The following is a 21,753-nucleotide window of genomic DNA, read 5'->3' as shown; positions in this document are numbered from 1 at the left end:
TCGAGGATGTGTTTCACTGTTTAATTATCAAGGATCTCTGCCGTTCCGACTCGAATCGGCTCGTTTATTTTATCACAGAACTTTTCGTTTGTCAAGAACTTTTTTATTTATTTTTTGAAGTTCTTTCGAATTTCTCTGCTGTTCTCTCGATCAGCAACTTGTTTATTTTATCAAACTCATTTGCTTTTGTCAAGAACTTTTTTCAAGTTTTTTTGAAGCAGTTCTTGTAACCCGCGGCAGCCACCCGGCTCCGAACTAGGTTTTTCTGTTTCAAAAGAACTCATTCACTGTAGCTCTCGCTGACAGCTTAGTTATAATAACACCGCCAAAAGCAAAAGTCAACACCTTTTTTCGAATTTTCTTATTTTTAGAAAAATATAGTTAATTCTGTATATTCATTCTTTTATCTAACTACTTGTTAAATGCAAAAAATCAACAGAAAACACTTTCTGTGACATCCTCCACCACCTGTAGAGGTGGGGGCTTCCCTAACCTCGGTAGGTTTGGTTCTCGTTCGATAGCACCAATGTGCTAAGCATAGGCGAGCTATCCCCGTGTGTCCCACGGTTTTATTATATTACGTTACGGTCATGCCACTACCAGCCGCATTCCCTCATTTCTGATATTAACAGCCGCATTTACATCTCTGTCGTGATGGGTTCCGCACTGCGGACAATCCCACTCTCTGACCGCAAGTTTTCTTGTCTCTGCGTTCCTGTAACCACAAACTGAACAAATCTGACTGCTGGCGAAAAATTTGTCCACCTTCACAAGTTTTTTACCCTGTTCCTCAAGTTTGTATTTCAAGAACCCTGTGAACATTCCCCACCCGTTATCTGAAACAGATTTTCCAAAGTTCAGCATCTGTGACATTGCTTTCATATCTAGGGATTCTATACATACACAATCATAAGCATTTGCTAGCTGCCTTGACAGCTTATGCAGAAAATCCTTTCGTTGACTGGAAACCTTTTCGTGGAGTTTTGCCACCTTGATTCTCTGCTTGCTACGGTTGTTCGAACCTTTCTGCATTTTGGAAAGTCTGCGCTGCTCCCTCACTAATTTTTCCTCTACATTCCTGTAATACTTCGGATATGCAGGTTCATTCCCGTTGCTGTCACGATATAATTCATGCATGGAAAAATCTAACCCCAGAAAACTCTGCATCTCTTTTTCCTGTACTTGATTTTCATACTCAAAAAGAATACTTGCATAATATTTTCCGCCTGGTGTCTGGCTTACTGTTACAGATTTTAATTTGTATTCTTTCGGAACAGCTCTGTGTTGTTTTAACCGGACTTGGCCGGCTTTCGGCAATTTCAAATATCCATTCAATATGGCAATGTTTCCGTTGATACAGATCGTTGAATAGCTCTTTTTATTCTGTTTTTTAGATTTAAACTTTGGAAAACCTGTCTTCGGCTGTTTGAAAAAATTCTGAAATGCCGTATCAAGATGCCGAAGCGATTGTTGTAATGCGACACTGTCTACTTCCCTCAAAAATGCGTATGCTTCTGTTTTCTTCATTTCAGCCATTTCTTTTGCACAAACCGTGTAAGTTACCGCGGTTTTGTCCTCCTCATACTGCCTGATTTTTCTGGCAAGCCAATGGTTGTACACCATTCGGACACAGCCGAACGTTCTGGCAAACAAAACTTTCTGCACATCATCGGGGTATATTCTGAATTTATATGCTTTGTTTGCCATGTTGGTCACTTCCTTTTTCGATCCGTTTGTCCCTGACTTTCAATGTATTTTTTGATTACTTCCATCGGGGCACCGCCCGTTGTGAGCAGGCAAAAACTCTGGCTCCAGAAATGTTCTTTCCATAATTTTTGCTTTATCTGTGGAAATTCTTTTTTCAGAAGTCTGCTGCTTGCACTTTTATATGCGTTTATGAACTTGCTTATTTCTGTATTTGGATGCGCCTTGAAAAGTATATGCACATGGTCTTTATCGTGATTCCATTCTTCAAGGGTGATATTGTAATTTGGAGCAATATACGCAAAGATCTCTTTTGCCCTGCCGGAAATTGCGTCATCAAAAACCTGTCTGCGGTACTTAACCACAAGAACAAGATGATAGTGCAGTAAAAACACTGAATGTGCATTATTATCCAAATCCATTGTATTTCGACCCCTTTCTGCCATTCGACTGATTCTATTATACCATGATTAGAACCCACTATCAAGAAGGTAACGGACGCAATTCATCTCCCACCTTAGAGGTCGGAGTCTTCTTGCTGAAAGAGGATAAAAGTCCGTTTTCTGCTGACTTTTCTTCTTATTATTAGTCAAGCGGATATTCGCAATCCGTTTCGCTACTTGCTCATAACCGAATAACTGCTTCGCAGCTTATCAGGAGTGACTTGTACCACTCCTGATACAAACAAGTCCCAACCCACTGCTTATTGCTCCACGCAATGGAAGCAGGGGACTTGCTTGATTCGATTAAATCACTTTCGTCGTCCACTCCGAGCAGTCCCATACGCTGGTTGCCAGGCCATCATAAAATTCCGGCTCATGGCAGACCATAAGAACAGTTCCTTTGTACTCTTTCAGTGCGTTTTTTAACTCCTCTTTTGCGTCTACATCGAGATGGTTGGTCGGCTCATCGAGGACAAGAAGATTGGTTTCGCGATTGATCAGTTTACAGAGGCGAACTTTTGCCTGTTCTCCTCCTGAGAGCACACGCACCAGGCTTTCAATGTGCTGTGTGGTAAGACCGCATTTGGCAAGCGCCGCACGGACTTCATACTGAGTATAGGATGGAAATTCTTCCCAGATTTCCTGGATACAGCTGTTGGTGTTTCCTTTTGGCATTTCCTGCTCGAAATATCCGATTTCCAGATAGTCGCCAAGCTCCACGTCTCCGCCAAGGGACGGGATCAAACCGAGGATACTCTTTAAGAGTGTTGTTTTTCCAATTCCGTTGGCACCGGTGAGCACGATCTTTTCGCCACGCTCGATCGCAAAGGTCAACGGTCTGGAGAGCGGTTCTTCATAGCCGATCACAAGTTCTTTTGCAGTCACAACGAAGCGGCCCGAAGTGCGCGCAGTGCGGAAATGAAATTCCGGCTTTGGTTTTTCTTTCGCAAGCTCGATCACATCCATCTTATCCAGCTTCTTCTGCCGTGACATAGCCATGTTTCTGGTTGCCACACGGGCTTTGTTTCGTGCCACGAAATCCTTCAGCTCACTGATCTCCTGCTGCTGGCGGTTATAGGCAGCTTCCTTCTGCGCTTTTTTGACTGCATAAACCTCCTGGAAGTGGTCGTAATCACCAACATAACGATTCAGCTCTTTATTTTCCATATGATAGATCAGATTGACAACACTGTTCAGGAATGGAATATCGTGAGAGATCAGAATGAAGGCATTTTCATACTCTTCAAGGTATCGTTTCAGCCAGGTGATATGTTCCACATCCAGGTAGTTGGTCGGCTCATCCAAAAGAAGGATGTCCGGTTTTTCCAAAAGTAATTTTGCCAGAAGTACTTTCGTTCTCTGTCCGCCGGAAAGTTCGGTGACATCGCGTTCGAGACCGATCTCTTCAAGGCCAAGCGCGCGGCCAATCTCTTCTATTCTGGAATCCAAAATATAGAAGTCATGTGCATCCATCATTTCCTGGATCACACCAAGTTCCTCCATCATCTGATTCAGCTCGTCCTCGGAGGCATCGCCCATGGAATCGCAGATCGTGTTCATCCGCTCTTCCATCTCGTACAACCAGGAAAAAGCGCTTTTTAACACATCACGGATCGTCATACCTTTTTCCAGAACGGTATGCTGGTCCAGATAGCCGACACGGACGTTTTTGGCCCACTCAACCTTTCCCTCATCCGGCATCAGCTTTCCGGTGATGATGTTCATAAAGGTTGATTTTCCCTCGCCATTTGCGCCTACCAGACCGATGTGTTCCCCCTTTAACAGGCGGAACGATACATCTTCAAAAATCGCACGGTCGCCGAAGCCGTGGGACAGATGTTCTACATTTAAAATACTCATGCATAAATTCTCCTTCTTCTGTTGTATTGGAATTCTCCGATCTCCTGATCGTTTTCTTTTTCATATGTAACGATTCAGAGCCATGCAAAATGGAAGAAAATTGCGAATCATGCTTGCATGAATGAGCGGTTTTCTTCCTTTTCATATGGCGAGAAGCAACATCGAGATGCAGCGTAAGCGGAATCGAGATGGGGCTCTGAATAGTTACTTTCCTATTATAGTCTGAATCATTATATAGGGAAATTCCCTCTTTTGGCAAGCTTTTTCTATACCGTCCCAGGCTTTTATCCCGTATCCGGAAAGTATCCTTTTCCGCAACAAAAAAGAAGAACTCCTTCGGAAAAAGGTTCTCCTCTCAGAATTCTTCTTTCTGTTTTTTTGTTCCAAAACCATAACCGTTTCGGAATTTTAAGAACATTTCTTTTTTTGTCCGTACACCCACTCCGAATACATTTCTTTTACGGATGGATACATATACTCCACAAGATACTGCGAATTCTGCATTTCTTCACGCGTAGATTCGCCGGAAAGCACAAGTGCTGCAGAAATGCCCGCCATGTTGGCGCACGCAATGTCCGTATAGAGACGGTCTCCCACAAGAACAGCCTCATCGCGCGTTCTGCCTGTCATATCAAGTGCCATCTCAACCATCCGTATGCCTGGTTTTCCGATATAAGTCGGCATACGATGGATCGCATGACCGATCATCTCGCAGATGGAACCGCAATCCGGCACGTAGCCGAATTCAATCGGACAAACATAGTCCGGGTTCGTTGCAGCGTAATCGAGCTCCGGGCGCTCTGTCAACAGCCGACAGATATCTGTCAGTTTTTGATACGTCAGTTCATTATCATAGCTTGCAAGCACACACGCAATTCCTTCTTTTTCCGGATCGCGGGTGGTACACACACCGAAGCTCTCCAATTCCCGGATCAGGGAATCCGTTCCCAGCACATAGACGGGACGGGATCCATATTTCTGTTTCAGGTAATGAGCTGTCGCAACGGATGCTGTCAGAAAGTTCCCGCTTGTTGTCGGGATGCCCAGCTTTGCAAATTTTTTCCGGTAATCTGCTACGCTCATCGTCGTATTATTTGTGATAAATACATAATCTCCGCCGTACTCGGACAGTCCGTTTAAAAACCGGTCTGCTCCCGGAATCAGACGGTTCCCCACGCAGATGGTTCCGTCGATATCCAAAAGGAACAGCTTTTTTTCTCCAATCGGTATCACTTCGCGTTGCGGCAGGAAACGGCCACATCCGGATAATTGGTGATGACTGCGTCAACACCGGCCTCCATCAGACGCTCGATCTCCGCCTTATCATTGACCGTCCACACATGCACCGCAAGATCGCTTTCCACATACTGCTGAAGAAAATCTGCCATCTGCACATGAAAGGTTGCCGGATGAAGAGCTCCTGTTCCGATTTTTTTCGCATAATTCACGACATCATAAATAATATCTGCGTAGAGGATGCCGGTGCTGGCTTTCGGATCCAGTTCCAGAATTTTTGCAATGCTGTAATGGTTAAAGGAAGAATAAATCACGCGATCTTCCATCTCCATCTCTTTTGTCAGCTCGAGTACCTTTTTTTCCAGGTCTTTATACCAGAAAATACCGGTTTTCAGCTCGACATTGATCGTCATTCCCGTTGGTTTTAATGCTTCATATACTTCGCGAAGCGTCGGAATTTTTACATTCTGATACTCCGGATGTGTCTTATTAAAGTTCAGGATCTTTAATTCCGCAAGCGTATAATCTTTGACAAATCCGCTTCCGTCACTGACCCGGTCGATTTCTTCATCGTGGACAACAACCATCTCGCCATCTTTCGTCAGCTGTACATCCAGCTCCACACCGTCAGCTCCCTGCTCTGCCGCAAGAAGAAACGCTTCCAGTGTATTTTCCGGTGCATATGCGCTGGCTCCTCTGTGTGCCCATACTTTTGTTTTCATCTCGTATCTGTCCTCCATTTTCCGTTCCCATTTCCAAGCCTGTACTCTTTTCTATCTTTTGTCCCGGCTGCAGCTTTTTTCTTTTATCGTAAACCCTGAAAATAAGTCAAGCGGATATTCGCAATCCGCTTTGCTACTTGCTCATAACCGAATAACTGCTCCGCAGTTTATCAGAAGGAGCTTGCACTCCTCCTGATACAAGCAAGTCCCCACCCACTGCTTATTGCTTCACGCAATGGAAGCAGGGGACTTACTTGATTCGGTTAAAAAAAGCGGTACTGACTCTTTTGCATTATTTGGAGGCTTACTATAAATCCGGAAACACGCCGGATTTTTGTCTCCGACGCATTTCCAGTCATATCTGAAAAATCATTTCCGTAAATCGGATCTTCCCATTCACAAAACCGTTCAAACACGCTTTGGGAACTCGTTTTTCTTCACTATAGGACGAAATCTTATTTTTGTAAAGCCTGTCTCTTATTCATTTACCAGATTATAGTCCTCGATGGAGCTGTTGATCTGGGAAGCCATTGATTCTACTGCTTTCTCCGGAGTCTCGTTTCCGTTGATCATATTCTCGATTTCTGTTTCCACAATCTGTCTTGCCTCCGGGAATACAGAGAGAAGTGCGCCGGCGTACTGCGGCTTGGAATCGTGCAGCTGGTCGATTGCGGTCTGGAACTGCGGATACTGTGCTACATTATCTTTAAAGGTCTGCTCCTCATCAGCAGCTGTTGTTACCGGGAAGTAACCCGTCTCGGCATTCCAGTATGCCTGAGATTCCGGGGAAATCAGGAATTTAATAAATTTCCAGGTAGCTGCTGCTTTCATATCATCGTTGTTGTTCAATGCCCAGAGAGATGCTCCTCCGATGGAAACACCGCCCTCATCGCCGTCCTTGATTGTCGGGAAATATGCGGTTCCAACTTCGAAGCTTCCATTGACATCCTGTAAAATCTGCTTCAGAGATGCGGTAGAGCCAAGGGTGATCGCTGCTTTTCCGGAAGTAAAGTCTGTCGTTGCGGTATCACTTCCGGCACGGCCTACGTTTGGTGCAACGTCGGCATCGTTCAGGGCTTTCCACTCATTTAAGATGTTGAGCGCTCCGCCGTTGGAATCAAATTCAACTGCAGTAGCAGCGGCATCACGGCCATTTCCATTATCCGCATAGGAAAGTCCCTGTTTACAGAGCCACTGTTCGAAATACCATCCATAGATGGAGAGTGCCAGCGGTTCACCGGCTCCGCCCTTTGTTTTCAGATCATCACCGATAGCAAGAATTCCTTCCAGGCTTGTCGGAACCTCAGTGATCCCTGCTTTTTCAAACATATCTTTGTTGTAATACAGAATCGGTGTGGACGAATTGAATGGCATCGAGTACAGCTCATTGTTTACCGTATAATAAGCAGCGATATTCGGCTCGATCTGGGAAATGTCATAGCCATCTGCATTAATCAGCTCCTGCATCGGAATGACCCAGCCGGAATCAATCATAAAACGGGTTCCGATATCATAAATCTGTACCAGGTCTGCTCCCATATTTCCGATCTGTGCACTTTTCAGTTTGTTAATCGTATCATCATATTCTCCCTGGTAAACCGCCTCAACGGTAATGCCATCGGTATTTTCTTCATTGAATTTATTGACAAGATAATCCATTGCCTCGCCATTGACACCGCCCATGGAATGCCAGAAGGTAATCGTGGTTCCCTTCGTATCCTGGTTTAAATCCGGTGCTTCTGCGCCATCTGCCGTACTTCCTGCCTCTGCGCTGGCTGTGGTTTCATCCGTTGTTGCACTCTGTGCCTCACTCGTTGTTTTTCCGCCTCCACATCCGGTAAGCGCCATAGCTGCCATAGAAGCCGCAAGAATCGATGCAATCACTTTTTTCTTCATTTTTTTCTCCTCGTTTTTCATACAGTTTTCTATTCTTTTTTCTGTCACAGGAATCAGCCCTTGACTGCTCCTGAAAACATTCCTTTGATTAAGGCCTTCTGGCCTACGATAAAGATGGAAATGGATGGAATGATAATCATTACCACACCCGCCAGCATCAGGGTAATCGACTGTGCATCGACGCTGTTCAGCATACTGATACCAATCTGTACGGTACGCTTGCTGTCCGAACCTGTAACCAGCAGCGGCCACATGTACATATTCCATGCATTGATAAAGGTGTAAACCGCCATTGCTCCCATTGCTGACTTTGTCAGCGGCATCAGGATTTTTACGATAAACCGCAGATTCCCGCAGCCGTCCAGCTTCGCCGATTCATAAAGCGAAATCGGAAAGGTCATGTAGAACTGGCGGAACAGGAAAATTCCCATTGCAGAGGTAAGAGAAGGCAGGATCAGAACAATATAGGTATCGAGCAATCCGAGACTTCCTACTGTCAGATAATTGGAAATAATGGTTGCCTCACCCGGCACCATCATGGTCGCCATGACCAGCATAAACAGAACATTTTTTCCTTTGAAGTTCAGGAAAGAGAAGGCAAATGCCGCAAGAGAACACGTTACAATCTGACCCAGCGTAATGCTGCCCGCAACCAAAAATGAATTCAGGACAAAGCGTACCAGCGGAATTTTATGAAATGCTTCCACAAAATTTTCCAGTGTCGGATGTTTGGGAACGATATTCATTGCCATTGTGTATAACTCACCTGACGGCATAAATGCTACGCTGATGGTATAAAGCAGCGGAAACAGCATAAACAGGCAGACGATCAGGTTCATGGTAACCAACGCTGTTTTCTGAAGCATTTTCTTTCTTTTTGCTTTTGCATTCATTGCCAGATGCAGTGCCTGCAGCTCCTCTGCAGAATAAGTTTTTGGTCCGGCAATCGTAGTTGCTATCGTAGACATCAGTATTTTACTCCTCTCTTTTCCATGTGGAACATAACCAGGGTAAGCGCCATGACAATCAGAAACAAAACAACGGACTGTGCGGCTGCGCTTCCAAACCGGTAATTAAAAAACGCATCACGGTATATCGAATATACAATCAGGTTCGTGGATTCTCCCGGTCCTCCCTGTGTCAGGATTTTCACCTGTCCGAATGACTGGAATGCCTGAATAATGTTAACAACCAGTGTGTAGAACATGATCGGAGAAAGTCCCGGCAGTGTCAGCTTAAAAAATTTCTGTACTGCATTCGCTCCATCTACAGAAGCACGCTCATAAATCGAATCATCAATGTTTCCAAGTCCCGCCGAAAAATACAGGAAATTGATGCCACTGTTCAGCCATGCCGTGAGGACAGCCACACAGATCAGCGCATATTTCGGATCACTGACCCAGTTAATGCTCACATGCAGCAATTTGTTTACGATACCGATCGTGGGATTTAAGATAATCTTGAAAATCATGGCACCTGAGCTCGATGCTACTGCCATTGGGAGTGCATAGGAAGTACTGAATACCCGGATTCCCGGAAAAGCCTTGCTGCAAAGAACTGCTCCCAGAAGGCCAAGCGCCATACTTCCGACTACAACAATCGCCACAAATTCCAGTGTAACCCAGAGACTGTTGTAAAAGGATGGATTCGATAATAAGCTTTTATAGTTGTCCAGTCCCACATACAATTTCGCTTCTCCAAGCTTGTTTGTCTTATACAGGCTCAGATAAATGGTTTTAAAAAACGGATAAAACAGAAAGATGCTAAAGATCACCATACTCGGGATCAGATACATATAAACTTCTGCTTTTTTACACTTTTCGATTACTTTTTTCACTTTCTGCTCCTTCTTATGCTGTTGCACGTTCTTCTTTTTCAACCGGCCGAGATAAAATATTTTCTTCTGTAAACGGATCAAAGATCTGTGCTTTTTCCATATCTGCATACAATGTAATGCTTTCCTTTGCAGTAACCGGCACCTCGGAAGGCACTCTTGCTGTAATCAGATTTTTTCCGGTGTTCATATGCAGATACGCTTCTGCACCTATCATCTCCCGCAGGTCAACAAATGCCTTCAACTGATTCTCTTTATAACACATCCGATGTGCGGAAGCGGTTGTTTCGTCCTGTAAATCCTCCGGTCTCAGACCTAAGATCACCATTTTTCCGAGATAAGCGCGACGAAGCACCATTTCGTTCTCTCCTTTTGCACGAAGGGTAACTCCTCCGTCTGCCTCCAGATAAACCGCTCCGTTTCTTTCCATCACCATCGTTTCCATAAAATTCATACTCGGAGCTCCGATAAAACCAGCCACAAATTTGTTTGTCGGATGGCGGTAAATCCGCTCCGGTGTATCCGCCTGCTGCACAACACCGTCTTTCATAACAATAATTTTTGTACCAAGCGTCATCGCCTCCGTCTGATCATGGGTAACATAAATCACCGTCGTTTTCAGTTCCTTATGTAATTTTGCCAGCTCCACCCGCATCTGTGCCCGCAGCTTCGCATCCAGATTTGAAAGCGGCTCATCCATTAAAAATGCTTTCGGCCGTCTCATAATTGCGCTTCCAATCGCAACTCTTTGTTTCTGACCACCGGAAAGTGCTGCCGGTCTCCGGTCAAGTAAATGCTCAATTCCAAGCATTTTAGCTGCCTCATGTACCTTTTTATCAACTTCATCCTTGGGCTGTTTCCGGATTTTCAGAGAAAACGCCATGTTTTCATATACCGTCATATTCGGATAAAGCGCGTAGTTCTGAAATACCATCGAAAGATCGCGATCCTTTGCTTCTACATAATTACAAAGCTGTCCATCAATCCAGAGCTCCCCGCTCGTAATCTCCTCAAGACCGGCAATCATCCGAAGCGTCGTCGATTTTCCGCAGCCGGAAGGTCCAACAAAAATCACAAACTCCCGATCCGGTATTTCAAGCGAAAAATCCTGAACCGCATAATGTTCCTTATCATAAGATTTACAGACATTCTTCAACACAATATTTGACATTCGTTTTTCTTCCTCCTCGTCTTGTCGAGATTCATTATACCTTTCCTTCCGTAAAGCCCACTACCACCGCTTTGTAAAATACCCGTTAATAAAATAACCGGCTACTTTACAAAAATCTTTTACATTTTCTCTCATCTCCGTCTCCATCCCCTTCTTTTCCAGCCATTTTTCCAGATCACTCTTTGTAAAATCCCCGAAAATCACCCGCAAAACCAATTTTCAAAACGAGTTCTGAATAGCCATTCTTTTTCCCAATACCAGACAGATTATTTTTGACACAAAAAAACGCCGCAACTCTCAAAGCTGCAGCGCTTTCTCATCATAACATACCATATTCTTCTTTCATGTCAACGCAGTGGGCGCTCCCGCGCCCACGTCCGTGTCCGTCCAAACCTATTCCACCGGTTCTGCCGGCACAAACACCCTGCTGTTTTCCTGTTCTTTCGGTTTTTCCGCTCTTTCCGTTGCCTCCCTGCAGAAATACTCCTGTGAATTCACCAGCGTCTTTCCACGCTTATCCGGCTTTGTATACGTTCCGTCTGCCTGTAAAATACTGGCTTTCACATTATCCTTCATCTGGATATCAAGAATATGCATTACTTCTTTCTTGATCTGCTCATCCTCAACCGGGAACACAATCTCCACCCGTTTTTCCAGATTTCGCGGCATCCAGTCCGCGCTTCCCATAAACACCTCTTCATTTCCACCACTGTAGAAGTAGAAAATCCGCGCATGTTCCAGGAAATTGCCGACAATCGAGCGAACGGTAATATTCTCGCTGACACCCGGGATTCCAACCTTCAGGCAACAGATTCCCCGGATAATCAGGTCAATCTTTACTCCGGCTGCCGAAGCACTGTAAAGCGCCGCAATAATATCGCGGTCGCATAACGAGTTCATCTTCGCAATAATATGCGCTTTCTGTCCCTTCTTTGCGTGCTCCTCTTCCATCGCAATCAGATGCAGGAACCGGTCCTTCATCCAGAGCGGTGCAACAATCAGTTTGTTCCAGCGATCCGGCTCCGAATAGCCCGAAAGCATGTTAAATACTGCTGTTGCGTCCTCACCGATCTTTGCATTGCATGTCAGCAGGCCACAGTCCGTATACAGCTTTGCCGTAGAATCGTTATAGTTTCCCGTGCCAAGATGTACATATCTGCGAATGCCTGTCTCCTCGCGCCGAACCACCAGTGTGATCTTACTGTGTGTTTTCAGTCCCAGAAGACCATAAATTACATGGCATCCCGCCTTTTCCAGCATCTTCGCCCAGACAATATTGTTTTCTTCGTCGAACCGTGCCTTTAATTCCACCAGTACGGAAACCTGTTTGCCATTTTCCGCCGCCTGAGCCAGTGCTGCAATAATCGGAGAATTGCCGCTCACACGGTACAGTGTCTGTTTGATCGCCAGTACATCCGGATCCTTTGCTGCCTGTTGTACAAATTGCACGACCGGATCAAACGTCATATAAGGATGATGCAGCAGGATGTCGCCTTTTCGGATGTTTGTAAAAATGTCATCCTCATTCATCAGCGCCGGAACTGCCGCCGGAATATATTTTGGAATTTTATACTCATCAAAGCCGTCGAGCCCATACATTTTCATTAAAAACGTCAAATCGAGCGGTCCCGGAATCCGGAACAGGTCGTCTTCATCGATGTCAAACTCTTTTTCCAGCATCTTCAGGAGCCGCTTATCCATCTTATCTTCCACTTCCAGACGGATCACTTCGCCCCACTGACGTTTTTTAAGCTGCTTCTGGATCTCTTTTAACAGGTCCGAAGCCTCATCCTCATCGATCGAAAGATCTGCATTTCGCATAACACGGTACGGATGCGCGCAGACCACATCGTAGCTTAAGAACAGCTTTCCAATGTTCCGCTCGATGATCTCCTCCAGAAGAATCACATACCGCTGTCCCGTCTTTTCATCCTGCGGAAGCAGAATAAAACGCGGCAGTACCGAAGGAACCTGAACCGTCGCAAATTCCAGTTCTTTCTCCTTTTCCTTCTCCTTGCCTTTCTTCTCTTTCTTATCCTCCGCACGGCTCAGAAGCGAATCCTCTTTCTTCTGCACCAGTGCACCGATATTCAATGTTTTGTTCCGGATCAACGGGAACGGGCGGGCCGAATCCATGGCCATCGGGGTCAGAACCGGGTAAATGTTTTCCTCAAAATAGGAATCCACATACTCCGCCTGCTCCTTCGTCAGCTTCTCGTGCTCACTGATAATCGTAAGGCCAACGTGCTCCAGAGACGGAACCGCCGAGCGATTGTACGTATTGTACTGCAGCTGCACTAGCTCATGCGTCCGTTTGCTGATCTCGGTAAGCTGCTCCTTCGCATCCATGCCGGACAGATCCTTTTTCGTATAGTTTGCATGCACCTGGTCTTTTAGTGAAGCCACACGGACCATATAAAACTCATCCAGATTGGAGGAGGTAATGCTGATAAATTTCAGACGTTCAAACAGCGGAATACTCTTATCCCGCGCCTCGTTTAAAACACGCTCGTCGAAGCTGATCCAGCTCAATTCCCGGTTTCGAAAATATTCCGGTTTCTTATATGGTGTTACATCCATCTTGTTCGCCTCCTTACATCTGCCGTTTCATCTTAATAATCGGCTGTATGCTGAATACCTCATTGAAAAAATCTAATTTATCCTGGCACAGTCCCTGCTCCAGTGTGAAATCACGGTCAACCGTCAGAGACAGATGCAGTTCTCTCTCCTTTAAGACAGCGCGGATCGACTGGATTTTCTGCAGGTGACTCCGATCTAGTGCATTCGCCAGACGGACGATTGCTGTCAACTCCGATACGGTCAGATACTGTTCTGCACTAAGCGACGATTCCATCACCAGCTCATCGTAGGATGGAAGCACTGCCGTATTGTATTTTGCAATCAGTGCGACCATCTCCCGTTCAATATGGGACAGTCCGATGATTTCGTTTGACATGATAATATTATAGGAAGAATCCGCGACATTATTAAGGCTGATGTATTTTCCGACATCGTGCAGCATCACCGCCATCCGAAGCAGCAGCCGCTCGCGTTCTTTCATGCCGTGCATCTTTTTCGTCGCATCAAACATGGCAAGCGCCGTCATCTCCAGATTCTGGACGTGCGGCCGGTTTACTGCATACCGTTTTCCGATGTTTTTTGCCGCCATCAGAATATCATTTTCAAAGTTGTGGCTTCCTTTTTGCAGTTTCATCTGCTCCGCATATTCGTATGCGATGCCGCGCGTCATATGCACGCCCGGGATCCATACATGCTCTGCCTCCATCATGTCGATCAGACATTTGTAGATCACGGCGGACGGGTACATCAGCGAAGCATTCTCCAGCGGGATGCCAAGCTTGACAGCCAGCTCCATCGGTGACTGACGGATGATCTTTTCATACCAGGTGTTGAAATTCTCACGGGAAATGATTTTTGTCGTTTTCTCCTCGATATTCTGGTAGACACTGTCGGTGAAAACATCGCCGATCAGCATGATATTTTCGATTTTGCGGTCTTTCAGATACATCTTCTTGAAGCTCGACACTTCATTCCAGATCAGTTCCTCGACCATCTCCTCGTAGTGTTCCGTCTCGCTCTGGATTCCGGCGAGGCGCTCACGGACACGAAGACTACCCATACGGATATTCTGTGTCGTCACAAGGGCGTCCTTATCAAACAGGGAAATCTGAAAACTGCCGCCGTCGAGGTCGAGAATCGCAGTTCCCTTTTCAATGACCTTGTTGAAATTGTCCTCCATCGCCGCAAGCGCCTTGTAGCCAAGGAAACGTTGCTCCGAGTTAGAGAGAACCGTGACGGAAAGACCGGTCAGCTGACGGATTTTTCCAAGGACATAGAGGCTGTTCGCCGCCTCACTGATTGCGCTCGAAGCCATGGCGCGGTAAGCATCCACGCGGTAGCCCTCCATGATCCGCACGAAATCTGCGAGCACGCGGCAGAGCTCCTCTTCCATTTCCGGGCGGATTTTCCCCAGCGTGTACGTATCTTTTCCAAGCTCCATCCGATGGCAGATCTTATCCACGCTTCGGATACCCTGCTTTTTGGAGATCTCGAAAATCTCCAGAATGACGTCGTAGCTGCCGATATCAATGGCAGCAAATGTGGAATACTGCATATACGCTTCTCCTCTTTCTTTTTCAAAGGATATCCCAAAAATCCCGCTCCCAATACCAAGCGGACTTTTTGACCTTTTTCTTTTTACTGTTTTCCGAGCAGATAATCGATAAACTGCTGTGCGGTACGGCCGGAAAGACCGCCGTGGGACAGTTCCCATTTATTTGCTTCTGCTAAAAGCTCTTCCTCGCTTAACTTCACGCCGTAGCGGTCTGCCAGAACGGAAACGATCTTCTGGAACTCTTTCTTATCCGGCGCACCGAAATAGATGCTGACACCGAAGCGGTATACCAGGGACAACTTCTCCTGTACCGTATCGGAGGTGTGCATATCCTGTCTCGTTCCCTCTTTGTCGCTGTAGTTCTCCTTGATCAGGTGGCGGCGGTTGGAGGTCGCATAGATGAGGATATTGTCCGGGCGTTTTTCCAGACCTCCCTCGATCACAGCTTTCAGGTATTTGTACTCGATCTCAAACTCCTCGAAAGAAAGATCGTCCATGTAGATAATGAATTTATAATTTCTGTTTTTGATCTGCGCAATCAGCTCGTTCAGATCCTGGAATTGATGCTTGTAAACCTCGATCATACGAAGTCCCTGATCGTAATACTCATTCAGGATACCTTTAATGCTGGAGGATTTTCCGGTTCCGGCATCACCAAAAAGCAGGCAGTTGTTGGCTTTTTTGCCCTCGACGAACGCTTTCGTGTTGTCGATCAGCTTCTGCTTTGGAATTTCGTAGCCGACAAGGTCGGAAAGGCGCACATCCGGGATGTTGGTGATCGGGATGATCTCAACATTTTCGCCAACGTGTGCGATGCGGAATGCTTTGTGCAGTCCCAGTTTTCCTACTCCAAAGTCTTTGTAGAACTGAATCATATCATCCATAAATTCGTCGACAGATTCTGCTTTTGCAAGACGGATGGCCAGTTCGCAGATGCGGTCGCGGACTTCTTTGTTGAACAGCTTGTTCGGGCTGTCGGTGTTCTCGTAATCGCTGATGACGGAAGCATCGCCGGATTCGAAAATTTCGTCGAAAACACAGATATCGAAATCGAACAGCTCTTTGAAACGGACAAAATCATGTTTTGCCATCTGGTTGATGCTTCCCTCGACTTTTCCGACAATCTCGCAGGAGGTAGAAAATGCATTTTCTTTGTTGACCAGAAGATATGTCAGATAATCGTGCCAGAGATTTCCGGAGAAGCCGTAGCGGTTTGCCATCTCGACAAGGCGGTTCAGTGCCTCATAAAACTGCGGCTCATATGCGCTCATATTCTCACGGAACCGGCGGTCCTTCAGGGAAATCTGAGCATTGACCAGTTTTTTGTAGGTCTCCACCAGTATCGTCATATCGCGCAGTACCTCTCCCTCTGCGAAATCGCGGTAGAGGATACATTCTTCTATTCTAATCATCTTTTTGTCTCTTCCTTCCTGTCATTTTTCATTTTATTTATGCGAAAAGGCCGCTTGGTACGGCCCTCTCTTCTGGATTAATAATTTCCGAAAATCCGGAATTTCGCGGATTCTGCCTGAAGTCCACGCAGTGCATTTTTGACCGCCGGATCACTTAAATTCCCTTCAAAATCCACAAAAAAACGGTACTCCCATTTCCGCTGCGAAATCGGCCGGGATTCGATCTTTGTCATGTTCAAATCGTTGTAAATAAAATGTGCCAGTGCATTGTAAAGAGAACCGCTCTGATGCGGCAGTTCCATGCATACGCTGATTTTCTGTGCATCCTTTACAAAGCGTTTCTGACCGGAAATAATAACAAAGCGTGTCGTATTGCCTCGGGCGTCAAAAATGCCTTCTTTTAAGATCTGCAGTCCGAAGTGTTCTGCTGCATATGGGCTTCCGACGGCTGCCATCGTCAAATCCCCGCTCTCAGATACCTCTTTTGCAGCGGCGGCCGTATTCAGTCGTTCCTCTGTTTTCCAGTTTTCATTGGAATCGAGAAAGCGGCGGCACTGAGCCAGCGCCTGCGGGTGGGAAATTACGGTACGGATTTCTTCGACTTTAGCTCCCGGCAGTGCCATCAGCACATGCTCCACCGGCAATTCCTGCTCACCGACGATATAGTGCGGATATTCCACCAGAAGATCATAAATATCGGATACAATGCCTGCTGTGGAGTTCTCGATCGGAAGTACAGCGTAATCGGCTTCGCCCCTCGTAATCGCCTCCATTGCCTCTTTCCAGGTATCTACGTGAAAGCTTGTAATCGTATCATCGAAAAATTCTTTCATGGCACCGAAGCTATAGGCGCCCTCCACACCCTGAAAGACAACCCTTTTTCCGTGCGTTGGAAGATGATCCACCTGTGTGTAATCGGTCATCTCCTCGCCGCCGTTCTCGGTCAGCAGCTGATACTGGCGCTTCCGGCTGATCGACATGATCTGCTGGAACAGCTCCTGGATGCCTTTTGTATTAAATGCATTTGTTCCCTCGCCTGTCAGCTTTTCCAGCTTCTGGCGCTCACGTTCCGCATCAAAAACGGCTTTTCCTGTCTCTATCTTGTACTGCGCAACCTCCGCCGTCAGCGCCATCCGGTGCTGGAACAGGCGGACGATCTCGTCATCGGTGACATCAATCTCGTCGCGGATTTTTCCTAAGTCTAGCATATCTGGTCCTCCTGATACTCTGCATTTGTTGCAGATATCAATATTTTACTCCATCTCCGTTTAATTTACAAGAAAAGATCTTCCGAAATTCGGCTTTTGTACAATCTTTTTCCTTTTTGACTGCTATTTCACTTTATTTTTTCACATTTCATATTACTCTGCTTTTCGACCTTTTTCCTGCCATTTTTTATCTTGCATTTATCCTGTTTTTGTGTTAAGGTGGAACACAGAAAAAATAAGTTACTGTTCACTCAGCAGTGAAACACCTGCTGTTTTGCTGCGTAAGAAAGTGATTCAGGCGTGAGCAGCCCTCCTTTTGCGAAGCAAAACTTTAAATGAGGGCTGCGAATGTTACCGTTCGTAGGGAACCTGTGAACAGTAACAAAAATAAGGATCTTCATAGGAGGTAATATATGCGACACTTAATGAGTCCCCTTGATTTCTCGGTCGAAGAACTGGATCAGTTAATGGATCTGGCGAACGATATTGAAAAGAATCCGGAGAAATATGCACATGCCTGCGATGGCAAAAGACTTGCTACTTTATTTTATGAACCAAGCACACGCACCCGTCTCAGCTTTGAGGCTGCCATGATGAATCTTGGCGGTACTGTTCTTGGTTTTTCTTCTGCCAATTCTTCTTCCGCTTCCAAAGGTGAAAGCGTAGCCGACACCATCCGCGTGGTATCCTGCTTTGCAAATATTTGTGCCATGCGTCATCCGAAAGAAGGCGCTCCGCTCGTTGCATCGATGTACTCCCGTATTCCTGTGATCAACGCAGGTGATGGCGGACATCAGCATCCGACGCAGACTCTTACCGATCTTCTTACCATCCGTTCTTTAAAGGGTCGCCTGAACAATCTTACCATCGGCTTCTGCGGCGATCTTAAATTCGGCAGAACGGTTCACTCCCTGATTGAAGCGCTGGTTCGTTATACCGGCATTAAAATTGTATTAATCTCCCCGGAGGAGCTGCGTCTCCCGGATTACATCCGTGATGATGTGCTGCGCGCAAACAATGTTCCATTTGAGGAAGTTATTAAAATGGAAGATGTTCTCCCGAAGCTGGATGTCCTTTATATGACCCGTGTCCAGAAAGAACGTTTCTTCAACGAGGATGATTACATCCGTATGAAGGATTTCTATATTCTGGATCAGTCCAAAATGGATCTTGCTTCTCCGGAAATGCTGGTTCTGCATCCGCTGCCGCGTGTCAATGAGATCTCCGTTGACGTGGATAACGACCCGCGCGCTGCTTACTTTAAACAGGTTCAGTACGGTGTTTATGCACGTATGGCCCTGATTCTGACGCTGCTGAACATCAAAGTCGATTAAGAAAGGAGCATCTTTCGCTATGCTGAACGTAGGACGTATTGAAGAGGGCTTCGTGCTCGACCATATTAAAGCAGGAAAGGCTATGACCATTTACCATGATCTGGGACTGGACAAGCTGGACTGTACCGTAGCCATTATTAAAAATGCCAAAAGTGAAAAAATGGGAAAAAAAGACATTCTGAAAGTTGAGTGTTCGGTTGATAAGATGGATCTTGACATCTTAGGCTTTATCGATCACAATATCACTGTCAATGTCATTAAAGACGGCGAGATTACGGAGAAAAAAGAACTTCATCTGCCGAAACAGGTGGTTGATGTGATTAAATGTAAAAACCCGCGCTGTATCACCTCCATTGAGCAGGGATTAAAACATGTCTTTATCCTGGCTGACCCGGAAAAAGAGGTTTACCGTTGCAAATACTGTGATGAGAAGTATACAGGAAACAGAAATAAATAAGAGCTGTACGGCAAAGCGCCCGGAACCACGTTCGGTTTCGGGCGCTTTCTTTTATCTTTCCTATGCAGTTTTTGCTTCTTTCGAACCGAGGCACACAATCAGCCAGCCGATGAAGGCCGCAAGAGATGCGCAGATCAGCATCGCGCCAACACCGGCTGCATCGATAAGCCAGCCGCCAAACAGGGAGCTCATTACATTTCCTGCGGTGATGGTCATCGCCATATATGCCTGTCCTTTAATCGAATCCTGCGGCTCCATGATGCCGTCCACGTAATAGACGCAGGCGACGTTGATCAGCGCCCAGCCGAACATCTGGAACGGCTGAGCAGCGTAGTACGTCGGAATATTAAAGGCCAGGAAGGTTCCTATGCTTTTCAGGACAAAAAACAGGCCGGAGAGGCGGAACCAGAAAACACTGCTCTTCTTTTTCAGCAGATAGCCGAACAGAAACATCGTTGGCAGCTCGGAAACTGCAGAGATGGTCATCGCATTTCCCATCTCACCGCTGCCACCACCTTTTGCCATTGCAATCTGATAATTGAAGCTGTTAATCAGGCTATGTGACATAAAGATCAGAATGCAGCCAAGCAGTACTACCACGAAGGACGGATACCGTTTCAGAAAATCGACCGGACCGGCTGCTCCTGTCTCTTCTTTTTCCGCTTCTGCTTTTTTCCTGTCCTTTTTAAACGGAAAGCGAAATACACAGATGAGGAAAAGAATGGTCAGCGCGATAGCCCAGATCGGAATCATGTCTGCTCCAAAGGATGCGGTCAGCCGGCCGAGCAGCCATGATGCAATCGCATATGCAACGGAACCCATGCCGCGCCCGATTCCGTAATCAAGTTCCTCTCCCTGGCGGATCGTCTCCATACCAAGAGAATTAACGAACGGAATCATCAGCATCAACATCGTAATGCTTGCGCCGTACAGCAGTGTCCTTACCACCATAGAACTGCTTTCTGCCGTTGCAGCAAGGGAAATGACAAGAACAAGCTGAATCAGGTTCGCTCCAAGGAGCATTGTTCGTACGGACGGGCTTTCTGGCCGATCTGCGTAGGATGCCAGCACAGGCTGCAGAACCGCTGACACGATACAGCCAACTGCCGTCAGAAGGCCGATTTGTGTGTTTGTGAAGCCTTTTTCAAGAAGATAGACGCTGGCATACCCCATCAGTGCCGCGTATCCCATCCAGTAGCAGCCCTGAATCGTGCCATAGCGCACGGACAGGTGTTTTTTCATGTTTTTGTCCCCCTTTTTCTACAACTTTTCCCTTATCGTAGCGTATTCTGCAGAAAATAGCAACTCAAAATCAACAATAAAACTATTTAGAATTTTTTCGAAATGCTTATTGACTTTTCACTTTCCCTGTGATAAAAAGTATTTAGATAAATTTCTAATTACGTTGCATTCATACTGTCGGAAAGGAGGTTTCCGTGGCATTCGCAGAAACGTTTAAAGCTCTCTCCGATCCTGTCCGGCGAAGGATTCTGGAGCTTCTGAAAAACGGAAGACTTTCTGCCGGGGAGATCGGATCGCACTTTGATATGACAGGTGCAACCATCTCCTACCATCTCGGTATTCTGAAAAAAGCAGACCTTGTGCTGGAATCCCGGGAGAAAAATTTTATTTATTATGAACTCAACACTTCCGTCCTGGAAGAAATCATGCTCTGGATTTCAGAGCTCAAAGGAGGCACTTCTGATGTGGAAAAAATATAAAACAACACTGATTCTGACAACACTCATTTCTCTTTTTCCGACGGTGATCGGACTTCTGCTCTGGAATCGCATGCCGGACACCATTGCCACCCATTTTGGCACAAACAACGTTCCCAACGGCTGGAGCAGCAAAACGATGGCAGTGATCGGTATTCCTCTGTTTCTTGCCGCTCTGCAGATTTTTACCGCTGTTTTCACTTTTTCTGATCCGAAACGGCAGAACATCGGCCCGAAGATGATCCGTCTTGTTCTGTGGATCATACCTGTAACCTCCCTGATAGTCTGCTGCTCCATCTATGCAAACGCAGTCGGCATTGCAGTTGATATCGGTTTTGTTGCCAATGGGATTGTCGGCCTTCTCCTTATTCTCATCGGCAATTACATGCCAAAATGCAAACAGAACTACACAACCGGCATCAAAGTTCCATGGACACTTCACAGTCAGGAAAACTGGAACCGCACTCACCGCCTCGCCGGCTGGATTTGGATCATCGGCGGCGTTGCCATGATCGTAAACAGCTTTCTGCAGCTTGAATGGATTTTATTTCTCACGATCGCAGCGCTGGTTTTGATTCCGATCGGATATTCCTTTCTCCTGTTTCAGAAAGGAATCTAAACCC

Annotated in this window: 18 protein-coding genes; 4 read left to right on the top strand and 14 right to left on the bottom strand. The window is 46.1% G+C overall.

All coding sequences use genetic code 11. The annotated features are described in order from the left end of the window. Nucleotides 1-588: 588 nt before the first annotated feature. The 13 genes from tnpB to pheA all read right to left on the bottom strand — a co-directional run bounded on the left by tnpB (nt 589) and on the right by pheA (nt 17,621). A complete protein-coding gene (tnpB, locus tag DXD02_RS11205) occupies nt 589-1,707 on the bottom strand; it encodes an IS200/IS605 family element RNA-guided endonuclease TnpB (protein ID WP_117802548.1) in 1,119 nt (372 codons plus the stop codon). 5 nt (nt 1,708-1,712) lie between these two features. Continuing rightward, the gene (gene tnpA / locus DXD02_RS11200; protein WP_055222090.1) at nt 1,713-2,126 is read right to left on the bottom strand and encodes an IS200/IS605 family transposase; all 414 of its coding nucleotides are present in this window, start codon (nt 2,124-2,126) and stop codon (nt 1,713-1,715) included. A gap of 324 nt (nt 2,127-2,450) precedes the next feature. Beyond that, nucleotides 2,451-4,007, bottom strand: coding sequence for an ABC-F family ATP-binding cassette domain-containing protein (locus DXD02_RS11195; RefSeq protein ID WP_118666848.1), 1,557 nt, complete (start codon nt 4,005-4,007; stop codon nt 2,451-2,453). A 408-nt stretch (nt 4,008-4,415) separates the two neighbouring features. Further along, nucleotides 4,416-5,207, bottom strand: coding sequence for an HAD-IIA family hydrolase (locus DXD02_RS11190; protein WP_243108245.1), 792 nt, complete (start codon nt 5,205-5,207; stop codon nt 4,416-4,418). Nucleotides 5,208-5,236: 29 nt separating this feature from the next. Next, the gene (locus DXD02_RS11185; RefSeq protein ID WP_117510340.1) at nt 5,237-5,965 is read right to left on the bottom strand and encodes a glycerophosphodiester phosphodiesterase; all 729 of its coding nucleotides are present in this window, start codon (nt 5,963-5,965) and stop codon (nt 5,237-5,239) included. Between the two features lie 477 nt (nt 5,966-6,442). Further along, nucleotides 6,443-7,861, bottom strand: a complete 1,419-nt coding sequence (locus DXD02_RS11180; protein WP_118666852.1) for an ABC transporter substrate-binding protein — start codon at nt 7,859-7,861, stop codon at nt 6,443-6,445. Nucleotides 7,862-7,914: 53 nt separating this feature from the next. Continuing rightward, nucleotides 7,915-8,727 (bottom strand): carbohydrate ABC transporter permease, encoded by an 813-nt coding sequence (locus tag DXD02_RS11175; RefSeq protein WP_416388109.1) that lies wholly within the window; start codon nt 8,725-8,727, stop codon nt 7,915-7,917. A gap of 101 nt (nt 8,728-8,828) precedes the next feature. Continuing rightward, nucleotides 8,829-9,656: a carbohydrate ABC transporter permease gene (locus DXD02_RS11170; RefSeq protein ID WP_117814019.1), complete on the bottom strand. Its 828-nt coding sequence runs from the start codon at nt 9,654-9,656 to the stop codon at nt 8,829-8,831. A gap of 55 nt (nt 9,657-9,711) precedes the next feature. Continuing rightward, on the bottom strand, nt 9,712-10,866 hold the full coding sequence (locus DXD02_RS11165; protein WP_118666847.1) for an ABC transporter ATP-binding protein: 1,155 nt from the start codon (nt 10,864-10,866) through the stop codon (nt 9,712-9,714). Between the two features lie 393 nt (nt 10,867-11,259). Continuing rightward, a complete protein-coding gene (locus DXD02_RS11160) occupies nt 11,260-13,446 on the bottom strand; it encodes an RNA degradosome polyphosphate kinase (RefSeq protein ID WP_055228685.1) in 2,187 nt (728 codons plus the stop codon). Nucleotides 13,447-13,459: 13 nt separating this feature from the next. Next, nucleotides 13,460-15,001 carry a Ppx/GppA phosphatase family protein gene (locus tag DXD02_RS11155; RefSeq protein ID WP_055228686.1) on the bottom strand — a complete coding sequence of 514 codons (1,542 nt, stop codon included), beginning with the start codon at nt 14,999-15,001 and terminating at the stop codon, nt 13,460-13,462. Nucleotides 15,002-15,084: 83 nt separating this feature from the next. Then, nucleotides 15,085-16,413 carry an ATP-binding protein gene (locus DXD02_RS11150; protein WP_055228687.1) on the bottom strand — a complete coding sequence of 443 codons (1,329 nt, stop codon included), beginning with the start codon at nt 16,411-16,413 and terminating at the stop codon, nt 15,085-15,087. Nucleotides 16,414-16,490: 77 nt separating this feature from the next. Beyond that, entirely contained in the window at nt 16,491-17,621 is a 1,131-nt protein-coding gene (pheA, locus tag DXD02_RS11145; RefSeq protein ID WP_118666846.1) for a prephenate dehydratase, read from the bottom strand. 413 nt (nt 17,622-18,034) lie between these two features. Between pheA and pyrB the strand changes: the two genes are divergently transcribed. Then, nucleotides 18,035-18,955 carry an aspartate carbamoyltransferase gene (gene pyrB / locus DXD02_RS11140; RefSeq protein WP_022462762.1) on the top strand — a complete coding sequence of 307 codons (921 nt, stop codon included), beginning with the start codon at nt 18,035-18,037 and terminating at the stop codon, nt 18,953-18,955. Between the two features lie 19 nt (nt 18,956-18,974). After that, complete coding sequence (locus DXD02_RS11135) at nt 18,975-19,412, top strand: aspartate carbamoyltransferase regulatory subunit (protein WP_022462761.1); 438 nt, start codon at nt 18,975-18,977, stop codon at nt 19,410-19,412. A 60-nt stretch (nt 19,413-19,472) separates the two neighbouring features. Here the strand turns inward: DXD02_RS11135 and DXD02_RS11130 are convergent, their stop codons facing one another. Further along, nucleotides 19,473-20,654 carry an MFS transporter gene (locus DXD02_RS11130; protein WP_118666845.1) on the bottom strand — a complete coding sequence of 394 codons (1,182 nt, stop codon included), beginning with the start codon at nt 20,652-20,654 and terminating at the stop codon, nt 19,473-19,475. Between the two features lie 194 nt (nt 20,655-20,848). On the opposite strand from DXD02_RS11130, the gene DXD02_RS11125 reads away from it, so the two are divergent. Together DXD02_RS11125 and DXD02_RS11120 are read left to right on the top strand one after the other, a co-directional pair. Next, nucleotides 20,849-21,133: an autorepressor SdpR family transcription factor gene (locus DXD02_RS11125; protein WP_118666844.1), complete on the top strand. Its 285-nt coding sequence runs from the start codon at nt 20,849-20,851 to the stop codon at nt 21,131-21,133. Then, nucleotides 21,117-21,749, top strand: a complete 633-nt coding sequence (locus tag DXD02_RS11120) for an SdpI family protein (protein ID WP_118666843.1) — start codon at nt 21,117-21,119, stop codon at nt 21,747-21,749. The genes DXD02_RS11125 and DXD02_RS11120 overlap by 17 nt, the downstream gene beginning before the upstream one ends. Nucleotides 21,750-21,753: the final 4 nt, after the last annotated feature.

It is taken from the genome of Blautia sp. TF10-30 (assembly GCF_003481245.1).
Lineage (GTDB): Bacteria > Bacillota > Clostridia > Lachnospirales > Lachnospiraceae > Fusicatenibacter > Fusicatenibacter saccharivorans.
The sequence above is the reverse complement of the archived record's forward strand: the minus strand, read 5'-3'. Positions and strand labels throughout refer to the sequence as shown.